This window comes from Plantactinospora sp. B5E13, assembly GCF_039871775.1.
Lineage (GTDB): Bacteria > Actinomycetota > Actinomycetes > Mycobacteriales > Micromonosporaceae > Plantactinospora.
Window position 1 is genome coordinate 147,751 of sequence record NZ_JBDPLT010000011.1, and the last position, 19,279, is coordinate 167,029.

General features: G+C 74.4%; 16 protein-coding genes. 5 read left to right on the forward strand and 11 right to left on the reverse strand.

The window, feature by feature from the left end:
- Window positions 1-37 precede the first annotated feature (37 nt).
- From ABGB05_RS13230 to ABGB05_RS13255, 6 genes are all read right to left on the reverse strand, one after another.
- Window positions 38-1,219 (reverse strand): type III PLP-dependent enzyme, encoded by a 1,182-nt coding sequence (locus ABGB05_RS13230; RefSeq protein WP_347653547.1) that lies wholly within the window; start codon window positions 1,217-1,219, stop codon window positions 38-40.
- Complete coding sequence (locus tag ABGB05_RS13235; RefSeq protein WP_347653548.1) at window positions 1,216-2,787, reverse strand: IucA/IucC family protein; 1,572 nt, start codon at window positions 2,785-2,787, stop codon at window positions 1,216-1,218. Before ABGB05_RS13235 ends, ABGB05_RS13230 begins: the two co-directional genes overlap by 4 nt.
- A complete protein-coding gene (locus ABGB05_RS13240) occupies window positions 2,784-4,478 on the reverse strand; it encodes an IucA/IucC family protein (protein ID WP_347653549.1) in 1,695 nt (564 codons plus the stop codon). The genes ABGB05_RS13235 and ABGB05_RS13240 overlap by 4 nt, the downstream gene beginning before the upstream one ends.
- The gene (locus ABGB05_RS13245) at window positions 4,475-5,683 is read right to left on the reverse strand and encodes a siderophore biosynthesis protein (RefSeq protein WP_347653550.1); all 1,209 of its coding nucleotides are present in this window, start codon (window positions 5,681-5,683) and stop codon (window positions 4,475-4,477) included. The genes ABGB05_RS13240 and ABGB05_RS13245 overlap by 4 nt, the downstream gene beginning before the upstream one ends.
- A 152-nt stretch (window positions 5,684-5,835) precedes the next feature.
- On the reverse strand, window positions 5,836-6,291 hold the full coding sequence (locus ABGB05_RS13250; protein ID WP_347653551.1) for an ABC transporter substrate-binding protein: 456 nt from the start codon (window positions 6,289-6,291) through the stop codon (window positions 5,836-5,838).
- A gap of 205 nt (window positions 6,292-6,496) precedes the next feature.
- Window positions 6,497-6,688 (reverse strand): CsbD family protein, encoded by a 192-nt coding sequence (locus ABGB05_RS13255; protein WP_347653552.1) that lies wholly within the window; start codon window positions 6,686-6,688, stop codon window positions 6,497-6,499.
- Window positions 6,689-6,900: 212 nt separating this feature from the next.
- Between ABGB05_RS13255 and ABGB05_RS13260 the strand changes: the two genes are divergently transcribed.
- The 5 genes from ABGB05_RS13260 (at window position 6,901) to ABGB05_RS13280 (ending at window position 12,340) form a co-directional block, all read left to right on the forward strand.
- Entirely contained in the window at window positions 6,901-7,548 is a 648-nt protein-coding gene (locus tag ABGB05_RS13260) for a hypothetical protein (RefSeq protein WP_347653553.1), read from the forward strand.
- On the forward strand, window positions 7,545-8,048 hold the full coding sequence (locus tag ABGB05_RS13265; RefSeq protein ID WP_347653554.1) for a phage holin family protein: 504 nt from the start codon (window positions 7,545-7,547) through the stop codon (window positions 8,046-8,048). The genes ABGB05_RS13260 and ABGB05_RS13265 overlap by 4 nt, the downstream gene beginning before the upstream one ends.
- On the forward strand, window positions 8,045-8,785 hold the full coding sequence (locus ABGB05_RS13270) for a DUF3618 domain-containing protein (protein WP_347653555.1): 741 nt from the start codon (window positions 8,045-8,047) through the stop codon (window positions 8,783-8,785). Before ABGB05_RS13265 ends, ABGB05_RS13270 begins: the two co-directional genes overlap by 4 nt.
- Window positions 8,786-8,969: 184 nt before the next feature.
- Window positions 8,970-9,479, forward strand: a complete 510-nt coding sequence (locus ABGB05_RS13275) for a hypothetical protein (RefSeq protein ID WP_347653556.1) — start codon at window positions 8,970-8,972, stop codon at window positions 9,477-9,479.
- A 62-nt stretch (window positions 9,480-9,541) separates the two neighbouring features.
- Window positions 9,542-12,340: a S8 family serine peptidase gene (locus tag ABGB05_RS13280; protein WP_347653557.1), complete on the forward strand. Its 2,799-nt coding sequence runs from the start codon at window positions 9,542-9,544 to the stop codon at window positions 12,338-12,340.
- 103 nt (window positions 12,341-12,443) lie between these two features.
- Here ABGB05_RS13280 and ABGB05_RS13285 read toward each other — a convergent pair whose 3' ends face one another.
- The 5 genes from ABGB05_RS13285 to ABGB05_RS13305 form a co-directional block, all read right to left on the reverse strand.
- Entirely contained in the window at window positions 12,444-13,187 is a 744-nt protein-coding gene (locus ABGB05_RS13285) for a cellulose binding domain-containing protein (RefSeq protein ID WP_347653558.1), read from the reverse strand.
- Between the two features lie 71 nt (window positions 13,188-13,258).
- Entirely contained in the window at window positions 13,259-13,642 is a 384-nt protein-coding gene (locus ABGB05_RS13290; protein WP_347653559.1) for a DUF742 domain-containing protein, read from the reverse strand.
- Between the two features lie 6 nt (window positions 13,643-13,648).
- Window positions 13,649-14,068, reverse strand: a complete 420-nt coding sequence (locus ABGB05_RS13295) for a roadblock/LC7 domain-containing protein (protein ID WP_347653560.1) — start codon at window positions 14,066-14,068, stop codon at window positions 13,649-13,651.
- Complete coding sequence (locus ABGB05_RS13300; RefSeq protein WP_347653561.1) at window positions 14,040-16,577, reverse strand: nitrate- and nitrite sensing domain-containing protein; 2,538 nt, start codon at window positions 16,575-16,577, stop codon at window positions 14,040-14,042. The genes ABGB05_RS13295 and ABGB05_RS13300 overlap by 29 nt, the downstream gene beginning before the upstream one ends.
- Window positions 16,574-19,270, reverse strand: coding sequence for a helix-turn-helix transcriptional regulator (locus ABGB05_RS13305; RefSeq protein WP_347653562.1), 2,697 nt, complete (start codon window positions 19,268-19,270; stop codon window positions 16,574-16,576). Before ABGB05_RS13305 ends, ABGB05_RS13300 begins: the two co-directional genes overlap by 4 nt.
- Window positions 19,271-19,279 lie beyond the last annotated feature (9 nt).

The following is a 19,279-nucleotide window of genomic DNA, read 5'->3' on the forward strand; positions in this document are numbered from 1 at the left end:
CATGATCCTCTTTTGTCCGAGGGTAGCCGGCGGGCGGTCAGTGGGTTGGCCGGTCGTACCGGAACTCCGGCGGGTCGTGCATCAGGAAGTCGCGGTGGCTGATGTTCCAGGCGTACGCCCCGGCCATGCCGAACACGATCGTGTCGCCGACCGCGATCCGGCCCGGAGCCGGCAGGGCGGCCGCGTCCGGCACCCGGGCCAGTACGTCCTTCGGGGTGCAGAGCTGCCCGACCACGGTCACCGGCCCGGCCCCGGTCACCGGACGCGGGTACGGCCGCGACCACCGCTGCTCCGGCCGTACCCGGAACGGCTGGGAGTGCTGCTTCGCCGCCGGGGTACGCAGGTGGTGCGTACCGCCGGCGACCACCACGAACCACTCGTCACCGGACCGTTTCACGTCCAGCACCTCGGTCACGTACCAGCCGCAGTAGACGGTCAACGCCCGGCCCGGCTCGATCCGCAACACCCGGCCCGGAAAGTCGGCGAGCAGCCCGCCGAGGGCGGCCCCGTAGCCGGGCCAGTCGAAGCGGGCCGTCGGATCGGCGTAGTCGACCGCCATCCCACCCCCGACGTTGACCTCGGCGGCGTCGAGTTCGTCGACCGCCCAGCCGACGACCGCCCGGGCCAGGTCGGCGGCGGCCGGCGCGGCGAGCCCGCTGCCGAGGTGGGCGTGCACCCCCCGGACCCGGATCCCGGGCAGACCGAGGCGGAGACACTCCCGCGCCTGCTCCGGCGACATCCCGAACGGCCCCGGCCGGCCCCCCATCACCAGCACCGCACCGTCGGCGGCGAACGGCAGGTTCACCCGGAGCAGCACGTCGGCGACGGCACCCCGGGCGGTGGCGAGCAGGGCGAGCCGGCGCAGCTCGGTCACGGACTCGACGTGGAACCGGCATACCCCGGTGGCGAGCGCGGCGGCCAGCTCGGCGTCGGTCTTGCCCGGCCCGCCGAACGCCGCCGGTACGGACCCCGGCAGCACCTCGGCCAGGTGCCGCAGCTCGCCGCCACTGGCCACCTCGAACCCGGCCAGGTAGGGCGCCAGGGTACGCAGCACCTCCGGATCGGGGTTCGCCTTCATCGCGTACAGCAGCTCCACCCCGGCCGGCAACGCGGCCCGGACCCATCCGACGTGCGCGGCCAGCCCGGCGAGGTCGTAGTGGTAGACCGGCCGGGGGCCGGTCTCACCGCCGCCGGTCGCCGGCCGGTCGGTCCCGTTCACCAGCGTCCTCCGATCGGGTTGGGGAACGGCAGGTAGTCGGCCTCCCGGTCGGCGGCCCGACGCCAGCGCAGCAGCAGGTTTGCCTTCGCCGGCAGTGGCTCGCCGGCGAGCAGCGCCCGCAACGGGGCCGGGTCGCCGAGCCCGGCCGACGTCTCGGCGACCACCTCGCGGACCACCGCCCAGAGCGCCGGCTCGACCCCGGGGTGGGCGTCGGCGAGCGCACCGGCCAGCTCGACCAGATGGTTGACGAAGAGGCAGTAGGCGACCCGCTGGAACGCCCGCTCCGGCCGGTAGCCCACGGACGCCGGCAGCCCGGTCAGCCAGTCGGCCCGGCGGTCGACGTCGAGCTTGACCCCCTCCAGGTCGCGCAGCAGCATCCGGACCGGCCACCGGTGGCGGTCGAGGACCACCACCACGTTCTGCAGGTGCGCCTCGTGCACCACCCCGTGCCGACCCCACAGTTCCAGCACGGCCGGGACCAGCAGCCGGACGTACCGACCCCACCAGCCGACCGGATCGGGTACGTCGAGCGGCCCGGCGGCCAGCGCGGCGGCGACCGCCGGCGTACCGCCACCAGCCAGGTGCGGACCGAGCCCACCACGCAGGATCACCCCGTACGTCTCGTCCAGCCCCGGCACGTCCAGCGTCCGGTATGCCGGCTCGGGCAGCAGCGCAACCCCGGCCGGCATCGGCAGCCGGGCGAGCAGCCGGGTCAACGCCACCGCCCCGGTCAACTCGTAGCGGGCGTTCTTCCGCAGACAGTTGGTGATCCGCACGTGCAGGCTGGTCTTGACGAACAGGTCGGCGGTCGGCGCGTACAGGGTCCGGACACTCACCGTCGGCCGCAGCACCACACCGCCGGGGCCGAGGTCGCGCAGCCGCGGGTCGAGCGGCCCGGCCAGGGCGAACTGCCACGGGTGTACCGGTAGGACGGCGTATCCGCCCGGTGCGGTCGGCGGGTCGAGGACCTCGACCAGCGTGTCGAACGGTCCGTCCTCGGCGAGCAGTGACCGAGGTACGGCCAGCCAGCGCAGCCGCAGGCTGGTCCGCAGTTCGGGGGCGTACGCGTTCCAGGCCGCCACGTCCCCGGTCCGCCACTTCGGGGTGGGATGCCGGGGGTGCCCGTACACCAGGGACTGCTCGGAGTCCACGTAGGAATCGACGGCCGGATCGCCGGTCGGCTCCGGATCGACGGCCGGACGCAGCCGCAGCACCCGGTCGAGCGCGTCCCGGCTGGCGCTGACCTGCCCGGCGAACTCCGGGTTGGCCCGGCCGGTCCGTCGGGTCAGCTCGGCGCCGACCAGACCGGATAGCTCGACGGCGTCGACGTCGGTCCAGCCGCCGCCGGCGAGCCGTTGCACCGGCCCGACGTACCGGTGGGCGCCGACCATCGACACCCGGGCCACCGCACAGCGCAGCAGTACGTCGGTGCGGGCCAGCCGGACCAGCGCGTACCCGTCGGCGAGGCTCGCCTGCCGGTCCGGCCCGGCGACCTCCCGCGCGACGCAGCCGAGTAGCGTGTGTGCGCTGGCGAGGTCGGCGGCGGACCGGGACACCGCGGCGGTCACCGGTCCGGCCGCAGATAGTTGGGGCCGGTACGCCGGTAGTACTTGTTGACGTCGGCGCAGCCGGTGCGGCTCTTCGGCAGCAGGGTGCCGGCGGTGACCATCGCCTTCACCGGCAGCCGGTTGGCGTCCAGCACCCGTTCGGTGAGCATCCGGGCAGCGGCCGCCACGTCCCACCCGTCGAGCCCGGTCGGCGTGTCGACGCCGGCGGTCCAGCGGTCCCGGACCCTGACCAGCCGGGGACGCAGGGCGGCGCCCGGCGACGGCACCGGCACCCCGTGCCCGGCGAGGTCGCGCAGCGGCGCGGTGGCGGCCAGGTGCAGGGTGATCGTGGTGAAGACGTCGGCCAACTCGCCCCGATCCGTGATCCACATCCGGGTGTCGGCCAGGTCCACCCCGGGACGCGGCGCCAACCGGGCCCCGTCGTTGTCCTGGTAGAGCAGCCGCAGGCTGGCGCCGTCCCGGTCGGCCGGGTCGAGCACACAATGGATGTTCTGCTGGTGCGCCTCCAGGGCGATCCCGTGCCGCAACCACAGGTAGCCGTGCCAGTCGAGCAGCAGATCCAGGTACGCGTCGAGCAGCGGGCGCGGATCCGGCCCGCCGACCCGCTGCGCCACCGTACCGCCGTCCGGGTCGGCGGCGGCCAGCGCGGAGACCGGCACCACCCGGCACCCGGCCAGCCCGCCCGGAAAGCGGCGGAGCAGGAACGCCCGCCGGGCGTCGGCCCCGGCCTGCCCGTGACAGCTCTCGTCGGCGTGCAGGATCCGGTCGGCGAACGCCGGCTCGGCGGCGGCGATCCGGTCGAGCAGCCGGTGCAGCGCGGCGCCGTCGGCCAGGGTGCCGGGCGAGATCGTCCGCAGGTTACGGGCGCCGAGGGTCGCGGTCGGCAGCGGCAGCTTCAACCGGAGCGCCGGGTCGTCGACCACGGCCACGGTCCGCATCGACAGGGTCGGCCGGACCGGTACGTCGGGTACGTCGTCGACCACCGGCAGGTCGTACCGGGCGGCGGTGAGCGGGTGCACCGGCAGCAGCCCGGTCTCCGGTGACGGTGCGGCGGGCCACCAGGCCGGCAACCGTCCGGTCACCGTCAACTCGCTGACCGGCACCGGGGTCCAGCGCAGCACGAAGGTGGGGGCGTGCTCGGGGGCGTACCGGAGCAGGTCCCGCTCGTCGAGCCCGTGCCGGCAGCGGCCGGTCGGGTACACCGGATGATCGGTCCGGGCGGCCAGGGCGTCGTCCCACAGCGCCCCCGCCATCCCGTCCGGTTCGGTGCGCCGGGCGGCGCGCCGCTCTGCGTACACCCGGGGTGCGGTCCGGGCGGCGAGCCGCCGCGCGGCGAGGTCGGCCCGGCACTCGGCCCGGAAGTCCGCCCAGCCCGCCTCGGCCTCCGGATCGTCGGTCGGGGCCAGCAGGTCGAGCAGCCCGTCCAGGGTCCGGACCGGCCGCGGCGCACCGGTCTCCGCCAGCACCGTGAGTTCCGGGCCGGCACAACGCAGCGGGTGCTGGAAGCCGTCGGGCCGGACCGGGATCCGCAACCGGACGGCCGGGGTACGGGTCAGCCACTGGCCCGGGCCGTCCGTCCGGCCGTTGTGCCACAGTCCGAGGTGGTCCTCGCGGAGCAGGGCGTCCAACACCCGCTGGAAGAGCAGCCGTTCCGCGTCGTCCACCCCGGCCGGCGTCCGCCCGACGGTCATCCGGTGATCTCCCAGCGGTGGGCGGCCCGGAGGTCGCGTAACGCGCGGCTGGCGCTCCCGGCGTCCGGTCCGATCGCGTGCAGGACCGCCAGGTAGTCGCGGTTGGTCCGGCTCAGCGGCGCGCTCACCCCGAGCTGACGCAGTGGTCGGATGCCGAGCCGGACGTCGTCCGGGGTGACCACGTCCAGCCGGTCCGGTGCGGCGACCAGGGTGCCGGACCGGTCGGCGCAGACGTACTCGACCCGGGCGTGCCGGTCCACCCGCAGTGGGTCGGGTCGGGGGAGTCCCGGCGCGGCCGGCGACGACAGGGTCTCGCCGGCGTGCACCCGGATGACGTACTCGAAGAGCGGGACGTCGAGCAGTTCGGCAAGGACCAGGTCCATCCGGTCGCCGATCAGCCGGTAGTTGACCTCGACGATCCGGGCCCGGCCGTCGGCGACGACAAACTCGGTGTGGCAGGCGCCGAATCCGACACCGAGCGCGGCGAGCTGGGCCAGCACCTGCTCGGCGACGGACGGCGGCAGCTCCGGGACCCAGTCGAGCGCCGCCTCGACGAAGGTCGGCGGCGGGCCGAGCTCGGTCCGCCAGCCACCGAGCACCGTCAGGATGCGTCCGTCGCCGAACGTCTCCAGGGTGTGCAGGTCGCCGGCCAGGTACTCCTCGACCAGCAGCGGCAGCCGGGGCCGGCGGTCCCGGATCTCGGTGACCCGGCGGCGCAGGTCGGCCCGGTCCGCGACCAGGTAGACGTCCTCGCTCGCCACCCCCTCCCGGGGCTTGACCACCGCCGGGAACGGCAGGGCCCGCGCCAGGTCGGGGCCGTCGTCCGGGCCGAGCGCGACCGCCGCCACGGTGTCCAGTCCGGCGTCGGCCAGGGTACGTCTGGTGAGCCGCTTGTCCTTGCACCGCAGCGTCGCCCGCCAGTCCTTGCCGGGCAACCCGAGATAGTCGGTGGCCAGCGCGGTCGGCGTCTGCAGGTGGTCGCTGTTGGACAGCAGCGCGGTCGGCGGTTCGGCCGACTGCACCACGTCCACGATCGCCCGGACGTCCCGTACGTCGGCGCCGGTGAGCGTGACCCCGGGCAGGTCCGGCCAGTTCGTCGGCTGGTCGGTCAACACCGTCACCGGAAGGCCGAGCCGGGCGGCGGCCGGCAGGAAGCCGTCGAGCACCGCGTCGGTCGGGTTGAGCGCGGTCAGGTAGAGCCGCACGGACAGGCCTCCTCCGGCCGGGTCACCGCTGCGTCGGGTACGCCGGCGCGACGGAGCCGTCCACCGGCGGTCGGGTCGACGCGATCGTCGACACCAGGGTCAGGATGAGCGTCGACGGGGCCGCACCGCGGCGACCCGACGCACGTCCGGCGCTACGTGACCGGGTCGATCCGAAAGGTGTCGGCCAGGATGACGCCGACGAACGAGGCCCCTGTCATCAGGTGGGTCTTCCCGTCGCCGAACCGGACCACCGAGATCGTCGGGTTGGCGGCCCTGGTGTTGATCTCGTCGCCGAGCTGCTTCGCCCGGGCCTCGTAGCGGGTGAGTTCCTGGGCGGCCCGGATCTCCGCACCGAGGGCCCGGCCGAGCAGCGTGACGTTCTCCTTCCAGGTCGGACCGGTGGCGACGACGAGGACGGTCGGGGCGAGCGCGGCGAGCTTGTCGTACAGCCTGTCGTGCCGGACGGTCGTCGAGACGATCAGGTCTGGACGCAGTGAGGCGATCAGGTCCAGGTTCGGCCTGTCCGACGCTCCGACGGCCATGGCCATTCCGGTCAGGCCCACCGCGAGTCGGGAGACCGCCCCTCGGCCGGTTGCGAATCGACGCATCTGTCGTTCCTCGTTCCGCACTAAGGTAAGGCTCGCCTATATCGCGGTTAGGCTATCCTTACTCGGCGGTGGAGGGAAATCCAGCGCGCGGTAGGACGACGAACCGCGCCTATCGGCCGGTGGCGGTCCGTTCACGACAACGGGGTGGGCGGCCCGACGTCGGGCCGCCCACCCCGGCGGAGTTGACCGCCGATCCGTGACCGGATCAGTGCCGGCCGAACGCGTCGCGGGCGTCCCGGGCGGCGTCACCGACGTGGTCGCCGGCCTGCTTGACGTTCGCCTCGGTCTGCTCGGTGGCGCCCTCCGCCTGGAGCCGCTCGTTGTCGGTCGCGTCCCCGACCTTCTCCTTGGCCAGGCCGGCGACTTCCTCCACCTTGTGCCGAATCTTGTCCGTCATGCCCATGGTGTCCTCCAGTCGTCCTGACGTCGAAGCGCGACGTCGCTGTCCTGTTGGTGCCCGGCGGCGAGCGCCGGGAAACGACCTGTCCGACGGGCGGCGGCTTCCCCACCGGCCGGTCGCCGCCACGGTGGGCATAACTGCCGACGCCCCGGGTAGCCAGCGTCGTCGGCGGTTCCGTCGACCATGGTGGTAGAGCTGAGGGGCCTGTCATGACGCAGAGAGCGAGTGCCGGCGCGACCGGCGACGGCCTCGGGTCGACGACCCAGGCCGCCCGACAGGGCGCGACCGAGGCTGGTCAGCGGATCTCCCAGGCGGGCGGTGGGCTGGCACACAGCGCGGCTGACCGGAGCAGGGACGTCGCCGGGGAGGCCAGCCGGCAGGCGCAGAACCTGATGGGTCAGGCGTCCGCCCAACTCAGGGAGCAGGCCGGGGCGCAGCAGCAGCGGGCCGCCGACGGGCTGCGTCAGCTGGGGGAGCAGTTGCGGATGATGTCCGACCGGACCGACCAACCGGGCGTCGCGACGGACCTGGTACGCCACGCCTCCGACCGGGTACAGCAGGCGGCACAGTGGCTGGACCAGCGTGAACCGGGCACCGTCCTGAACGACGTACGGGACTACGCCCGCCGCAGACCCGGACTCTTCCTCGCCGGGGCGGCGGTCGCGGGGATCCTCGCCGGCCGGCTCACCCGCAGCCGCGGTGGCATGTCCGGCCAGGGTGGAGAGCAGCAGGCAGGCGGCCACCCGGACGGCATGCGCGGGCAGCTCTCCGACCCGTCACAGCGGATGCTGGGCGAGATGGAACGCCGGCGACACGAACAGCCGAGCGGTGACGGCCGGGCCCGGGAGGCACGATGAGTTCCTCGGACGGCCAGGGCGCCGGACGGGACCGGGACACGGCGACCCAGACCGCGTACCGGGAGCCGGACCCGTTACGGACCCCGTTCCGGGAGCGGGACACCTCGCAGGCCTCGGTCGGCGAACTGCTCACCTCGATCACCCGTGACACGTCGACCCTGGTCCGGCAGGAAATCCAACTGGCCAAGGTGGAGCTGCGCCAGGAGGCGCGGACCGCCGCCACGGTCGCCGGGATGTTCGGTGGCGCCGCCCTGGGCGGACTGATGGTGCTGCTGTTCCTGTCGTACGCCGCGTGGTGGGGGCTGGCGAACGTGATGGACCAGGGCCTCGCGGCGCTGGTCGTGGCCGGGGCCTGGGCGCTGATCGCCGTGGTCCTGCTCTCGGTCGCCCGGAAACAGACGAGAAAGCTGAGCACCCTGCCGCAGACGGCCGAGTCCGTGCGGCGGACCCCGGCCGCCGTCCGTGGCCAGACACATCGTCAATCGGGGGGACAACGATGAGCACCGATCCGAGTCAGATCCGGGCCGAGATCGAGCGTACCCAGGACGACCTCGGCGACAACGTGAACGCCCTGACCGACCGGATGAACCCGCGAAGCGTCGCGCGACGGCAGAAGGAGCAGGTCCAGGGCCGGGCCCAGGGCACCTGGCAGCGCATCCGCGACCGGGTGATGGGCACCGGCCAGCACACCCGGGACCGGATGACGGGCTCCGGCCAGCACGCCCGGGACAGCGTCGTGGGCGGCGCCCAGCAGACCCGGGACAGTGTGGTGGGCGGCGCCCAGCATGCCCGGGAAGGTGTGCAGCACGCCCGGGAGACCTCCCAGGCCCGGCTGTCGGCCGCCTCCTCGATGGCGGGTGACCGGATGCACCAGATGGGGCAGAGCGCCCGGCAGCAGACCGAGGGGCACCCGCTCGCGGCCGGGCTGGTCGCGTTCGGGCTCGGCGTACTCGCCTCCGCCCTGCTGCCGCCCACCTCGCCGGAGCGCCGGGTGGCGGGCCAGCTGCGGAACAAGATCTCCGAACACTCCGACCAGATCGACCAGATCAAGCAGCAGGCGACCGGCGTCGCCCGGCAGGCGCAGGAGAACCTGCGGGAGCCGGTGCAGCAGGCGGCGCAGTCGGTGCGGTCGAAGGCCGGTCAGGAGGCGGGCGGCATGCGCGACCAGGCCCGCTCGTCCGCCCAGGACCTGCGGGGACAGGCCCAGCAGAAGGCCGGCGAGGTCCGCCACCGCTGACCTGTGTGGAAGGGGTCCTGCCCACCGAGTTGGCGGCAGCCGGCGGTGGGCAGGACCCCTTCCTGACACCTCTGGACATCCTGTCCGGAGCTGACCGGGTCTGACTGATCAAGGACATTTGAATAGGAAGCAACCCGTTCGCCGCGCTAACTTCTCCCCGCTGTCCCGGGGGAGGGAGCGCGGCGTGACCGTACGACCCGTCGGATCCACCATGGCGGCGATCGGCTTCGTGCTGGTCGCCGCGGCCTGCGTCGAGTCGTCCGGCCCCCCGACCGTCCTCCCGGCCCCCTCCGCCCCGCCGACCTCGTCGGTGGTGACACCGCCGACCGGTCCACCCGACCCGCCACCCACCCCGGGCGCCTCGCCCCGGGCGTCCCACGCCGACCGGGCACTGTTCGATGCCCTGCGAGCCGGCCGCGGCGTGGTACGGCTGGTGGTCACCGTCGCCGTCGCGCACGTACCCGAAGCCGAGTTGCCCGATCCCGCCGCCGTACGACGTCAGCGGGACCGGATCGCCGACGTCCAGCGGCGGCTGCTCGCCGAACTGGCGCCGTACCAGGTCGAGGTGCTGACCCGGTACGAACGCCTGCCCCAGCTCGCCCTCACGGTCGACGAGCCGGCCCTCCGGCACCTGATCGGCTCGCCGCTTGTGGTGCACATCCAGCCGGACAGACCGGATTCCACCACCGACTGACCCGCTGGGCCTGACCCCCGTCCCCCGGGGCACGATGCCCTTCCCCCGACCAGGAGCGCACGGTGAAGAAGAGATGCCTGTTCCGCGCCCTGCTCGCCGCCGCGACCGTGGTGGCGACACTCACCCTCGTCCCGGCCCCGGTTCGGGCGGCGACGCTGACCGCCCCCGGCGATCGGGCCGGCCTCGGTGATCAGGCCGGCTCCGGTGATCAGGCCGCCCCCGGCGATCAGGCCGCCTCCGGTGCGGGCAGCGGTCCCGCGATCGACCCGGCACGGCGGGACCGTGAGATCCGCGGCCTCGTCGCCCGGGCCGAGGCGGAGGGGCCGCAGCGGGTCGTCGTCCGGCTACGCCAGCAGAGCGACCAGGCGACGGTGCTCAACAGCCTGCGGAACGCCCGCTCGGAGTTCCGGACCCTGACCCGTTTCCACCGCTATCCACTGTTGGCGCTCGAGGTCGGCACCCCGGCCCTGCAACGGCTGGCCGCCGCCCCGGAGGTGCTGCGGATCCAACCGGACGTGGCGCAACCACCGACGCTGGCGTCGAGTCTGCAGGTCATCAACGCCGACGACGTACACGACTTCGGGCACGTCGGCACCGGCCAGACGGTGGCGATCCTGGACACCGGCATCGACCGCGACCACCCGTTCTTCGCCGGCCGGCTGGTCGACGAGGCCTGCTACTCCAGCGACGGCGACGGCGAGCAGACGCTCTGCCCGAACGGCGGCACCAGCCAGACCGGTGCCGGTGCGGCGGACGCGACAACGGCGACCTGTGTGGACGGTACGACGAATCTCTGCGACCACGGCAGTCACGTGGCCGGAATCGCCGCCGGCGCCGCCGCCGGGGTCCCCGGCGCGCCGGGCGACGGGGTGGCGCCGGGCGCCGAGATCATCGCCGTCCAGGTCTTCACCCGGTTCGACAACGCCGACGACTGCGGTGACAACCCGGTCCCGTGCGTGCTGAGCTACGTCTCCGACCAGATCGAGGCCCTGGAGCGGATCGCGGACATCAGCGGCGGGCACGACATCGCGGCGGTGAACATGAGCCTCGGTGGCGGCGAGGAGGCCGCCGCCTGCGACGACGACGCCCGCAAGGAGGCGATCGACGACCTGCTGGCGCTCGGCATCACCAGCGTGGTCTCCGCCGGCAACGACGGGCACGGTGCCGCCGTCGGCGCCCCGGCCTGCATCTCGACCGCGGTCACCGTCGGCGCGACCACCGACGGCGACGCGGTGGCCGGGTTCAGCAACCGGGGTACGCTGCTCGACCTGTTCGCCCCCGGGGTCGGCATCGACTCCTCGGTGCCGGACAACACCTGGGCGAACTTCGACGGCACCTCGATGGCGGCTCCGCACGTCACCGGGGCGTACGCCGTACTCGCGGCGGCCCTGCCCGGGCAGACGCCGGCACAGCTCCTCACCGCACTGCGGGACACCGGGGTGCCGGTGACGTACGCCAGCGGCGGCGGCAACGTCACCACACCCCGGATCGACCTGCTCGCCGCGGCCGACCCGGCGATCCCGGACCCGCCGACCGCCGACGCCGGCGGTCCCTACCAGACCGTCGAGGGGACACCGGTGACGCTCGCCGGCAGCGGCACCAACGCCACCGCGTACGCCTGGGACTTCGACGGCGACGGCGCCTTCGACGACGCCAGCGGCACCAATCCGACGTTCGGCCTGGTCGGTCGGGACGGTGTGGTCACCGTACGGCTGCGGGTGACCGGCCCCGGCGGCACCGCCACCGACCAGGCCACGGTGACCATCACGAACGCGCCGCCGCAGGTGACCGCGACGGTCGGCGGCCCCCGGTCCGAGGGAGCGGCGGTCACCGCCAGCGGCACGGTCAGCGACCCCGGCTGGCTGGATCCGCTCACCGCGACCATCGACTGGGGCGACGGGACCAGCGGCCCGCTCACCGGCCCGGTCGAGAACAATCCGCCGAACGCCACCCTGACCTTCGACACCAGCCACGTGTACGGCGACAACGGCACCTTCACGGTGACCGTCTGCGGCAGCGACGACGACACCACCACCTGCGGCGACACCGAGGTGACCATCACCAACGTCGCCCCGGACGCCGGGATCGACCGGTCGCGGGCCGTCGACACCCCCGGGGGCAGCACGATCGTGACCCATGCCGACGACGAGGTGGCACTCTCCGCCCGGGTCACCGACCCCGGCAGCGACGACCTCACCGTCTCCTGGGACTTCGGCGACGGCGCCCCGACCCCGGACCGGACGACCACGTCGCTGGTCAACCCGCCGAATCCGGACCCGCCGTTGAGTCCGAGCGTGCAGCCCCGGGACATCACCGACACCACCGGGGTCAGCTACGACCGGGCGTGTGTCTACCAGGTCGGGCTGGCGGCCACCGACGACGACGGCGGTACGGACACCGACTCGGTGACCGTGGTCGTCCAGGACAACGGGCTGCTGAAGAAACTGCCGACGATCTGGTACCTGGAGTTCCTGGTGACCTCGTTGCCGCCGGAGCACCTGCCGGACGACATCCTGGAGTGCTACCTGGACATCGCCGGGCACATGAGCGCGGTCTTCGGCGAGGTGACCGACGCGTCGACGATCGAACGGGCCCGGAACGTGCTCGCGCTGCGGCTGCTGCCGACCGCGCAGCAGCGGTTCGACCGGGACCTGCTCGCGGTCTGGTTGAACTTCGCACACGGCCCGTTCGAGCTGGACGACCCGGTGGACACCGACTGTGACCTACATGCCGACGACGGCACCTTCGCGGAGGTGGTCGCCGCCGCCGAGGCGGTCCGGGTCAACCCGGCCTCGTCGGCCGCCGCGGTCCGGGCTCAGGCGGCGGTGCTGGAACGGGTCAACCTCTGCAACCCGCTCTGACCGGTCCGGCCGGCCCGGTTACCACCGGGCCGGCCGGGTCACGTCAGACCAGGTCACGTCAGACCGGGTCACGTCGGACAACCGGGGGGTCGGCAGTCGACGCTCAGCGGTCGGCCGGCTTCGACGGCTGCGCACAGGGGCGGCCGTTGACCGCACAGCCGGTCGGCGCCGCGTCGAGCACCGCTCCGTCCACCCGGAACCGCACCCGCACCGAACCGCCGGCCGGGACCCGACGCGTCTCCTGGTCCGGTACGAACGTCCAGGTCGCCCCGTCCCGGCTCACCTTCGCACCGTCGACCAGGCCGATCGACTGGGTCTGCCGGGGCAGGGTCAGCACCAGCGTCCAGTCGCCGGCGGCACTCCGGCCCGGGTTCGTGATCGTCACCGAGGCGGTGTAGTGCAGCAGCGTGACGTCCTCCGTCGTGTAGCTGCCGAGCAGCGCGGCCGGCGGGGGTGGGGGCGGTCCGGGGTCGGCGTCGGTGTCGGCGGGCGGGTTCGGGGCACGGCTCGGCGGCGGGGGCAGCGGTGAGGAGGCCGGCGGAGTGCCGCTCGCCTCGCCCGGAGTCCGCCCGTCGTCGCCCCCGGCCTCCGGAGTGGGGCTCGGTGGGGCGGCCACCCCCAGCGGGGCGAGCTGGTCCGGTGCCCGCAACAGGGCGGCGACGACGAATCCGGTGCCGGTGACCACGGCCAGTGCGGCGGCGACGATCACGACGGCGAGAGCCCGGTCACCGCGCCGGCCCGCCGGAAGCCGGACCGTGCGACGTGCCAGCCCCCGGACGGCCGCCACCCCGGTCAACAGCAGGTCGAGTACGACGACCGGCAGGGTACGTGACGGACGTTGTTCCACCTCTTGCACTTACCTTCCCTCCACTGCGCGGGTGACGGCACCGGACCGGCCGCACCCCTCGGTTCCGGGACTCACAGCGCCCGCAGCCCGGCGAGCACCGCCTCCAGCAGTTCCTCCGAGGGCGCGTCCAGCAGCGGCGGCGCGTGGGTGTCGATCAGCCCCACCTCCAGCAGGTCGCCGAGCAGCACCCGGACCGTCCCCACCGGAAGGTCCAGCGCGGCGGCTATCTCGGCCACCGAGAGCGGCCGCTGGCAGTGGCCGAGGATGGCGGTCTGCTCCGGGGTGAGGTCCGCCCCCTCCGGTGCCGGACCGCGTGCCACCACCAGGGAGATGAGGTCGAACTCCCCCCGGACCGGCTGGGTACGTCCCCGCGTCATCGCGTACGGCCGTACCACCGGCCCGGCGTCCTGGTCGTACCAGGCGTCGTCGGTGCGGCCGTCGGTACCGGTGCGCACCGCGGGTCACCCCCCGGTCAGGTCATCGGCCGGCACCGGAAAGGTGGGCAGGTGCAGGTTGGCCTGACCGGCCGCCACCGCCACCTCGTACGCCATCGCGTCGACCTCGGTGTCCCCGGTGAACCGGACGGCGAGGATGGCGCCGCCCCGGGTCGCGGTGACGAAAAGGAAGGCCTCGTGCATCTGCACGATCACCTGACGTACCCCGCCGGGGCCGGCGTACCGGGCGGCGGCCGTCGCCAGGGCCTGCAGGCCGGCGACGATGCTGGACATCTGTTCGGCCAGTTCACCGTCGACCCCCCGGGAGACGGCGAGCAGCAGCCCGTCGGGGGAGAGTGCCACGGCATGCTCGGCGGCCGAGACACGGTCCACGAACTCGTCGAGGATCTCGACCAGGTTATCCGTCGTGACCAGGGCGTGAGTCACCTGTTGTCCTCTCACTGCTGGTGGGTTGGTCGCCGATGGGCGTCGGCAGGGTAACCGGCAGCTCGATCGTCATCGACCAATCGGGTTCGGCGGGGCGGGCCGGCGCACCGTTCTGGTGCGGGCCGGTCGCCCCGGTGGGCACGCCCGCCGAGGGGCCCAGGTGGGGCTGGCGGACCCGTACCGGCAGGGCGTCCGGCCCGTCTCCTGGGCGGGTCGGATCCCCGGGGTGGCCGACGCCGGTGTCGGCCGGGATCACCGTGTCGCCGGTCCCTTCCGGCGGATCCGGCCGGTCGGACCCGGCGTTGGCACGGTCCGGGTCGGCTGGCGGATCCGTCGGATCGAGGTCGGCGGTCCGGACCAGCAGGGTAGCCGGTATCAGCACGGTGGTGGCCGTGCCGCCCCGGGGACCGGCGGCCAGTTCGACCGTGATGCCGTGCCGGCGGGCCAGCCGACCGACGACGTACAGGCCGGTCATGCCGTGCAGCGGCGAGTCCGTCGGGGTGTCCCGGATCAGTGTGTTGAGGGTGGCGAGTTCGGCGGGTCCCCGGCCCACGCCGTCGTCGCTGACCACGATCGCCTCCGCACCGCCGCGGCGTTCGCCGGCGATCCGGACCGTGGTGGTCGGTGGTGAGCTGGCGAGGGCCGTCTCGACCACCTCGGCGAGCAGGTGGATCAGGTCGGGCAGGGCTCGTCCGGCGACCTCTCCGGACCAGTTCGGCGCCACCAGGACGCGGGCGTAGTCGGAGACCTCGGCCACCGCGCCGCGGACGACGTCGATCAGGGGCACCGGACGCCGCCAGCGTCGGCCGGGGGTGCCGCCGGAGAAGCTGATCAGCTGTTCGACGTTGCGGCGGATCCGGGTGGCGAGGTGGTCGAGGCGGAACAGTTCGGCCAGCGCCTCGGTGTCGGTCTCCCGTCGCTCCAGCGTGTCGAGCAGGCCGATCTGCCGGTGCAGCAGGGTCTGGTTCTCCCGGGTCAGCCGGACGAAGACCTCCCGGGCCCGCTGGTATGCCGCCAACCGCGCCGCGACCTGCGCGGTCCGTTCCGTCGCGCGGTCCGTCTGCGCCTGCCGGCGTACGGTCTGCGCCACCAGTTGTTCCCGTTGGGCGGCGAGCTGCCGGCGCTGGGTCGACAGCTGGGCGGCCTGGGCGGCGAGCCGGCCGGCCCGCTCCGCCTGCACCGCCACCCGGGACGCCAGTTCGTCCCGGGAGGTACGCAGCGCCGTGTGTTCGGTGCCGAGCCGGTCGAGGTCGTCGACGAGCCGCCGGGCGGCCCGGAAGGCGAGGACGACGGTACCGACCACCAGGACGAGACCGAGGCCGCCGACCAGGCCGACCTGGACCACCACACCGGCGGCGCCGGGCGCGGCCTGTTCGACGCTGTGCCGGACGCCGGCGCTGACCAGGCCGCGTAGTTCGGCCAGGGCGGGTTCGACCGCCGCCTGCCACTCCGCGGCCCCGACCGGCGGCCGCCCGGTGCCCGCCTCCGGGGTGGTGCCGGCCCGGCCACCGGTCAGCAGCTGCTCCTCGACGACCCGGAGCCGGGTGAGGACCGGTCCGGTGGTCATCCGTTCGTAGCTGGCCCGTTCGGTGGCGGAGAGCCCCGCCACCGCCTCGCCCCTTGCGAACCGTTGGACGACGACCAGCTCGGCGAACTGGGCGTGTTCGGTCGCGGTCAGCAGGTTCGCCGCGAGGGCGCCGGCGACCAGGGTGTCCTCCCGGGCCAGCAGCTCGATCGACCGCGCCAGTGCCACGAGCGGCCGGGTCTGTTCGGTCAGCTCCAGGTGTCGACTCGTCCACTGTGCGCCGTACACGGCGAAGCCGGCGTCGATGAGGCCGGCGTACGACGCCGCGACGGTGGCCCGGTCGACGCCGCCCCGGTCGATGTCCTCCCGCAGTGGCCTGACCGTCTCCAGTTGCCGGACCAGTTCGGCGGCCCGGTCCCGGGCCGCGCCCGCGGTCAGCAGCCGGAGGTCGCCGTCCTGGACGAACCGGCGCAGTTTCCCGATCGTGTTGTCGGTGCGGGACCGTTGTGCGGCCAGCGCGTCCCGGTGCCGGCCGGGCGCGGCCAGTTCGACCACGGTCAGCCGGCGCTCCGCCTGCAGGTCGAGCAGGAGCGTCTCGGTCGGCTGTCCGAGTCGTCCGGCGAGGGTACGGAGCGCGAGCAGGTCCATCGCGTCCCGGGTGGCCAGGAAGGCCCCGTATCCCCAGAGCAGGACGAGCACGACGAGTACGGCGGCGGTGAACCGGCGGAGTCGCTCGGCGGTGACCGGCGACGCGGTCCCCTCGGTCCGGTCCGGCCGACCCGTCCCGACCGGGTCACCCGCCGAGTCGCCACCGGCTGGGGATGCGGGCCGGTTGCCGCCGGTCGGTGGTGCGGGCCGGTTGCCGCCGGTCGGTGGTGGCGTGGCGTCCGGGTCGGTAACGGGTCTGGCGACCGGTGCGGTCCGGGTCAGTCGCCGGCCCACCCGGCCGAGGTCGCCGAGACCCCGCCGCAGCGCCGCCATCATCGCGCCACCCGCTGGCCTGACCAGGCGGAACCGGTCGGCTGGCCGCCGGACCGTTCCTCGGTGATGGTGCGCAGCCGGGCCAGCAGTTCGCTGCGGTTCGCGCAGTTCAGCCGCTGACGCATCCGGGCCACGTGGTGCTCCACCGTCTTCGCCGAGATGAAGAGGCGGTCACCGATCTGCTTGTAGGTCAGGCCACCGAGCACCAGTTCGGCGACCTCCCGTTCCCGTTCACTGAGTCGTCCCTCCGTCGGTGCGGTGACCGGGTCGGCGACCGGTGGGGTACCGGTGGCGGCCGGCCGGGCAGTTCCCTTCACCCCGGTCGGCCGGCCCTGCAGCATCCGGGCACAGTCGAGCAGCGTGGTCATCGCCCGGCGGTCCGAGGTACGGATCGCGGCCTGCCCGGCCAGCCGGGCGCCGTCCCAGCACAGGCCGATCCCGTGCAGGCCCCGGGCGGCGTTCTCCACCCGTACCGGGTCGACCTCGCCGCGCAGCACCTCCACCCAACTCTGCCCGGCGGCGGCCAGTACGGCGGCGTACGGGCTGTGGCCGGCGGTCGCGGTGAGGGCGGCGACGTGGGCGTCGGCGACCGTCGGCCGGTCGGTCATGATCGCCGCGTGCAGGCTGCTCCAGTGCAGTGGCAGTGTCCACATCGGCGGGTCGCCGAGTCGGGTCAGCAGGGTACGGGCCTCGTCGAGGTACGGCGCCAACCGGTCCAGTTCGCCGAGTCGGGCCGCGGCGATGGCGAACTCGCCGAGCGGCAGCAGGGTGAACAGGTCCACCGGATGCCGGACCACCGCCTCCCGGGCCCGCACCCAGCCGCGCTGCAGGCCGGGCAGGTCACTGTTGCGCCGGGCGATGCCGAGCTCGAGCGCGGTGGCGAAGAGCAGGTCACGGGATTCCAGCGGGGTGCCGCCGGCGGTCGCCGCCGCCAGCCGGGGCCCGGCGTCGGCGGTCCGGCCGCGCACCATCAGCAGCCAGGTCTGCAGCAGCCGGTGCCGGCGGGCGGTCAGCGTCGCGCCGAGACCGGCGGCGACCGCACGGTCCAACGTCCGCTCACCGATGTCCAGCTCGCCGGAGTGGATCGCGACCAGCGCGGCCAGGGCCGCCGGGCTCTCCGGCAACAGCACGGCGCGGCCGGCCGGCTCCAGCAGCGCGGACGCCTGCACGAGGGTGGAGAGCGCGGCGGTCGGTGGGCCGGAGAGGGTCTCCCGCAGCCCCCGGGCCATCAGCAGTGCGGCGCTGGCGAGCAGGGTCGGTGGGCCGTCGGTCGGCGGGTCGTCGAGCAGCCGGTCGAGCGGGCCGGCCTGACCGGTGCCGACCGCGCCGATGGCGGCGAAGGCCATCGAGGCCGGGGTGCCCGCCCAGCGGTAGAGCTCGACGGCACGGTCGGGATGCCCCCGGTGCACCAGCGCGGTGGCGGCCACCGCCGCCCCCTCCGCCCGGTACGGCGACTCGGCGTCGGCGATCAACCGGTCGGCCAGCCGCAGCGCGGAGTCGAGGTCGCCGGCGAGCGCCGCCGCCATCGCCCGGCGGGCCGCGGTCGGTCGGCCGGCCGCCTCGGCGACGGCGAAGAGCCGGGCGGCGAGCGGCGGGTCCTCGGCCAACGCCTCGTCACCGGCGGCCTCCGCCAGCCCGGCCGGGCAACTGCCGCCGATCCCACTGTCGATCATCGAGCGGACCAGTGGCAGCACCCGGCCGCCCCGCTGCAGCTGCAGCTCCGCCAGGTGCTGCCACACCACGGCCCGCTGGCTCGCCGGGCTCAGCGTGGCGATGGCGCGCCGGACGATCGGGGTCAGCCGGTCGTCCGGGCCGAGCAGCCCGCTGGCGCGGGCCGCGGCGAGCGGCGCGTCCAACTCCTCCGGTTGCCGGGAGAGCAGGGCGCCGAGCAGGTCGGTGGGGACACCGGCGCCGGCCGCCAGGGCCAGCAGCAGGCGCCGTACCTCAAGGTCGAGGCTCTCCAGTTCGGGGACGAACTGCAGCAGCACCGACCGGGGAATCTCCAGCCCGGGCCCGGTCGGGCGGGATCCCGGCGAGGGCGCCGGCTCCGGCCCGTCGGCACCGGTCCGGGGCCGGCCACCGCCGGACCGGCCGCCGTCGACGGCCGGCCGGCCGGGTCGGGCCTCCGCCCGGTCCGGGCCGGGGGCGGCCGGACGCAGCGCCCGGGCCAGCCACTCGACGAACCGGGGTACGCCGCCGGTCTGCTCGTGCACCAGCCGGGCGGTGGTCGGCGCCGCCGCGCCGCCGTGGATCCGGCCGAGGTAGGCGGCGGTCCGCTGCTCGGAGAAGGGGCCGAGCAGGACCGGCGGCCCGCCCCGGTGCAGGAGTTCCACCAGCTCCACCAGACCGGTCGGGCGGGGCCAGGGACGGAACGCGACCACCAGGCGGGTCTGGCCGGACTCGGCCAGCCGGCACAGTTCGCCGAGCGCGCCGGCGTCGAGCAGGTGGGCGTCGTCGACCAGGAGCGCGTGACCGGGATCGGCCGGGTCGGCCAGCTCCCGCCAGTGGTCGAGCACCACCATGCCGGCCTGCTGGTAGCTGCGCCGCAGCCGGGACAGGACGGCCGACTTGCCGTGGCCGCCGGCGCCCTGTACGGCGGCACTGAGCGGCGTCCGGGGGTCGGCGTCGACCCGGGCCAGGAACGCCTCGGTCTGCTCGTCGAGGACGAGCGGGGATCCGGTGTCGGTACGGAGCATCGGCGGCGC

What these genes read in the sequence shown, in the direction of transcription:
- ABGB05_RS13270 (WP_347653555.1), top strand. Translation starts at nt 8,045, where the DNA reads ATGAGCACCGATCCGAGTCAGATCCGGGCCGAGATCGAGCGTACCCAG.
- ABGB05_RS13240 (WP_347653549.1), bottom strand. Translation starts at nt 4,478, where the DNA reads ATGACCGTCGGGCGGACGCCGGCCGGGGTGGACGACGCGGAACGGCTG.
- ABGB05_RS13300 (WP_347653561.1), bottom strand. Translation starts at nt 16,577, where the DNA reads ATGATGGCGGCGCTGCGGCGGGGTCTCGGCGACCTCGGCCGGGTGGGC.
- ABGB05_RS13305 (WP_347653562.1), bottom strand. Translation starts at nt 19,270, where the DNA reads ATGCTCCGTACCGACACCGGATCCCCGCTCGTCCTCGACGAGCAGACC.
- ABGB05_RS13265 (WP_347653554.1), top strand. Translation starts at nt 7,545, where the DNA reads ATGAGTTCCTCGGACGGCCAGGGCGCCGGACGGGACCGGGACACGGCG.
- ABGB05_RS13250 (WP_347653551.1), bottom strand. Translation starts at nt 6,291, where the DNA reads ATGCGTCGATTCGCAACCGGCCGAGGGGCGGTCTCCCGACTCGCGGTG.
- ABGB05_RS13260 (WP_347653553.1), top strand. Translation starts at nt 6,901, where the DNA reads ATGACGCAGAGAGCGAGTGCCGGCGCGACCGGCGACGGCCTCGGGTCG.
- ABGB05_RS13255 (WP_347653552.1), bottom strand. Translation starts at nt 6,688, where the DNA reads ATGACGGACAAGATTCGGCACAAGGTGGAGGAAGTCGCCGGCCTGGCC.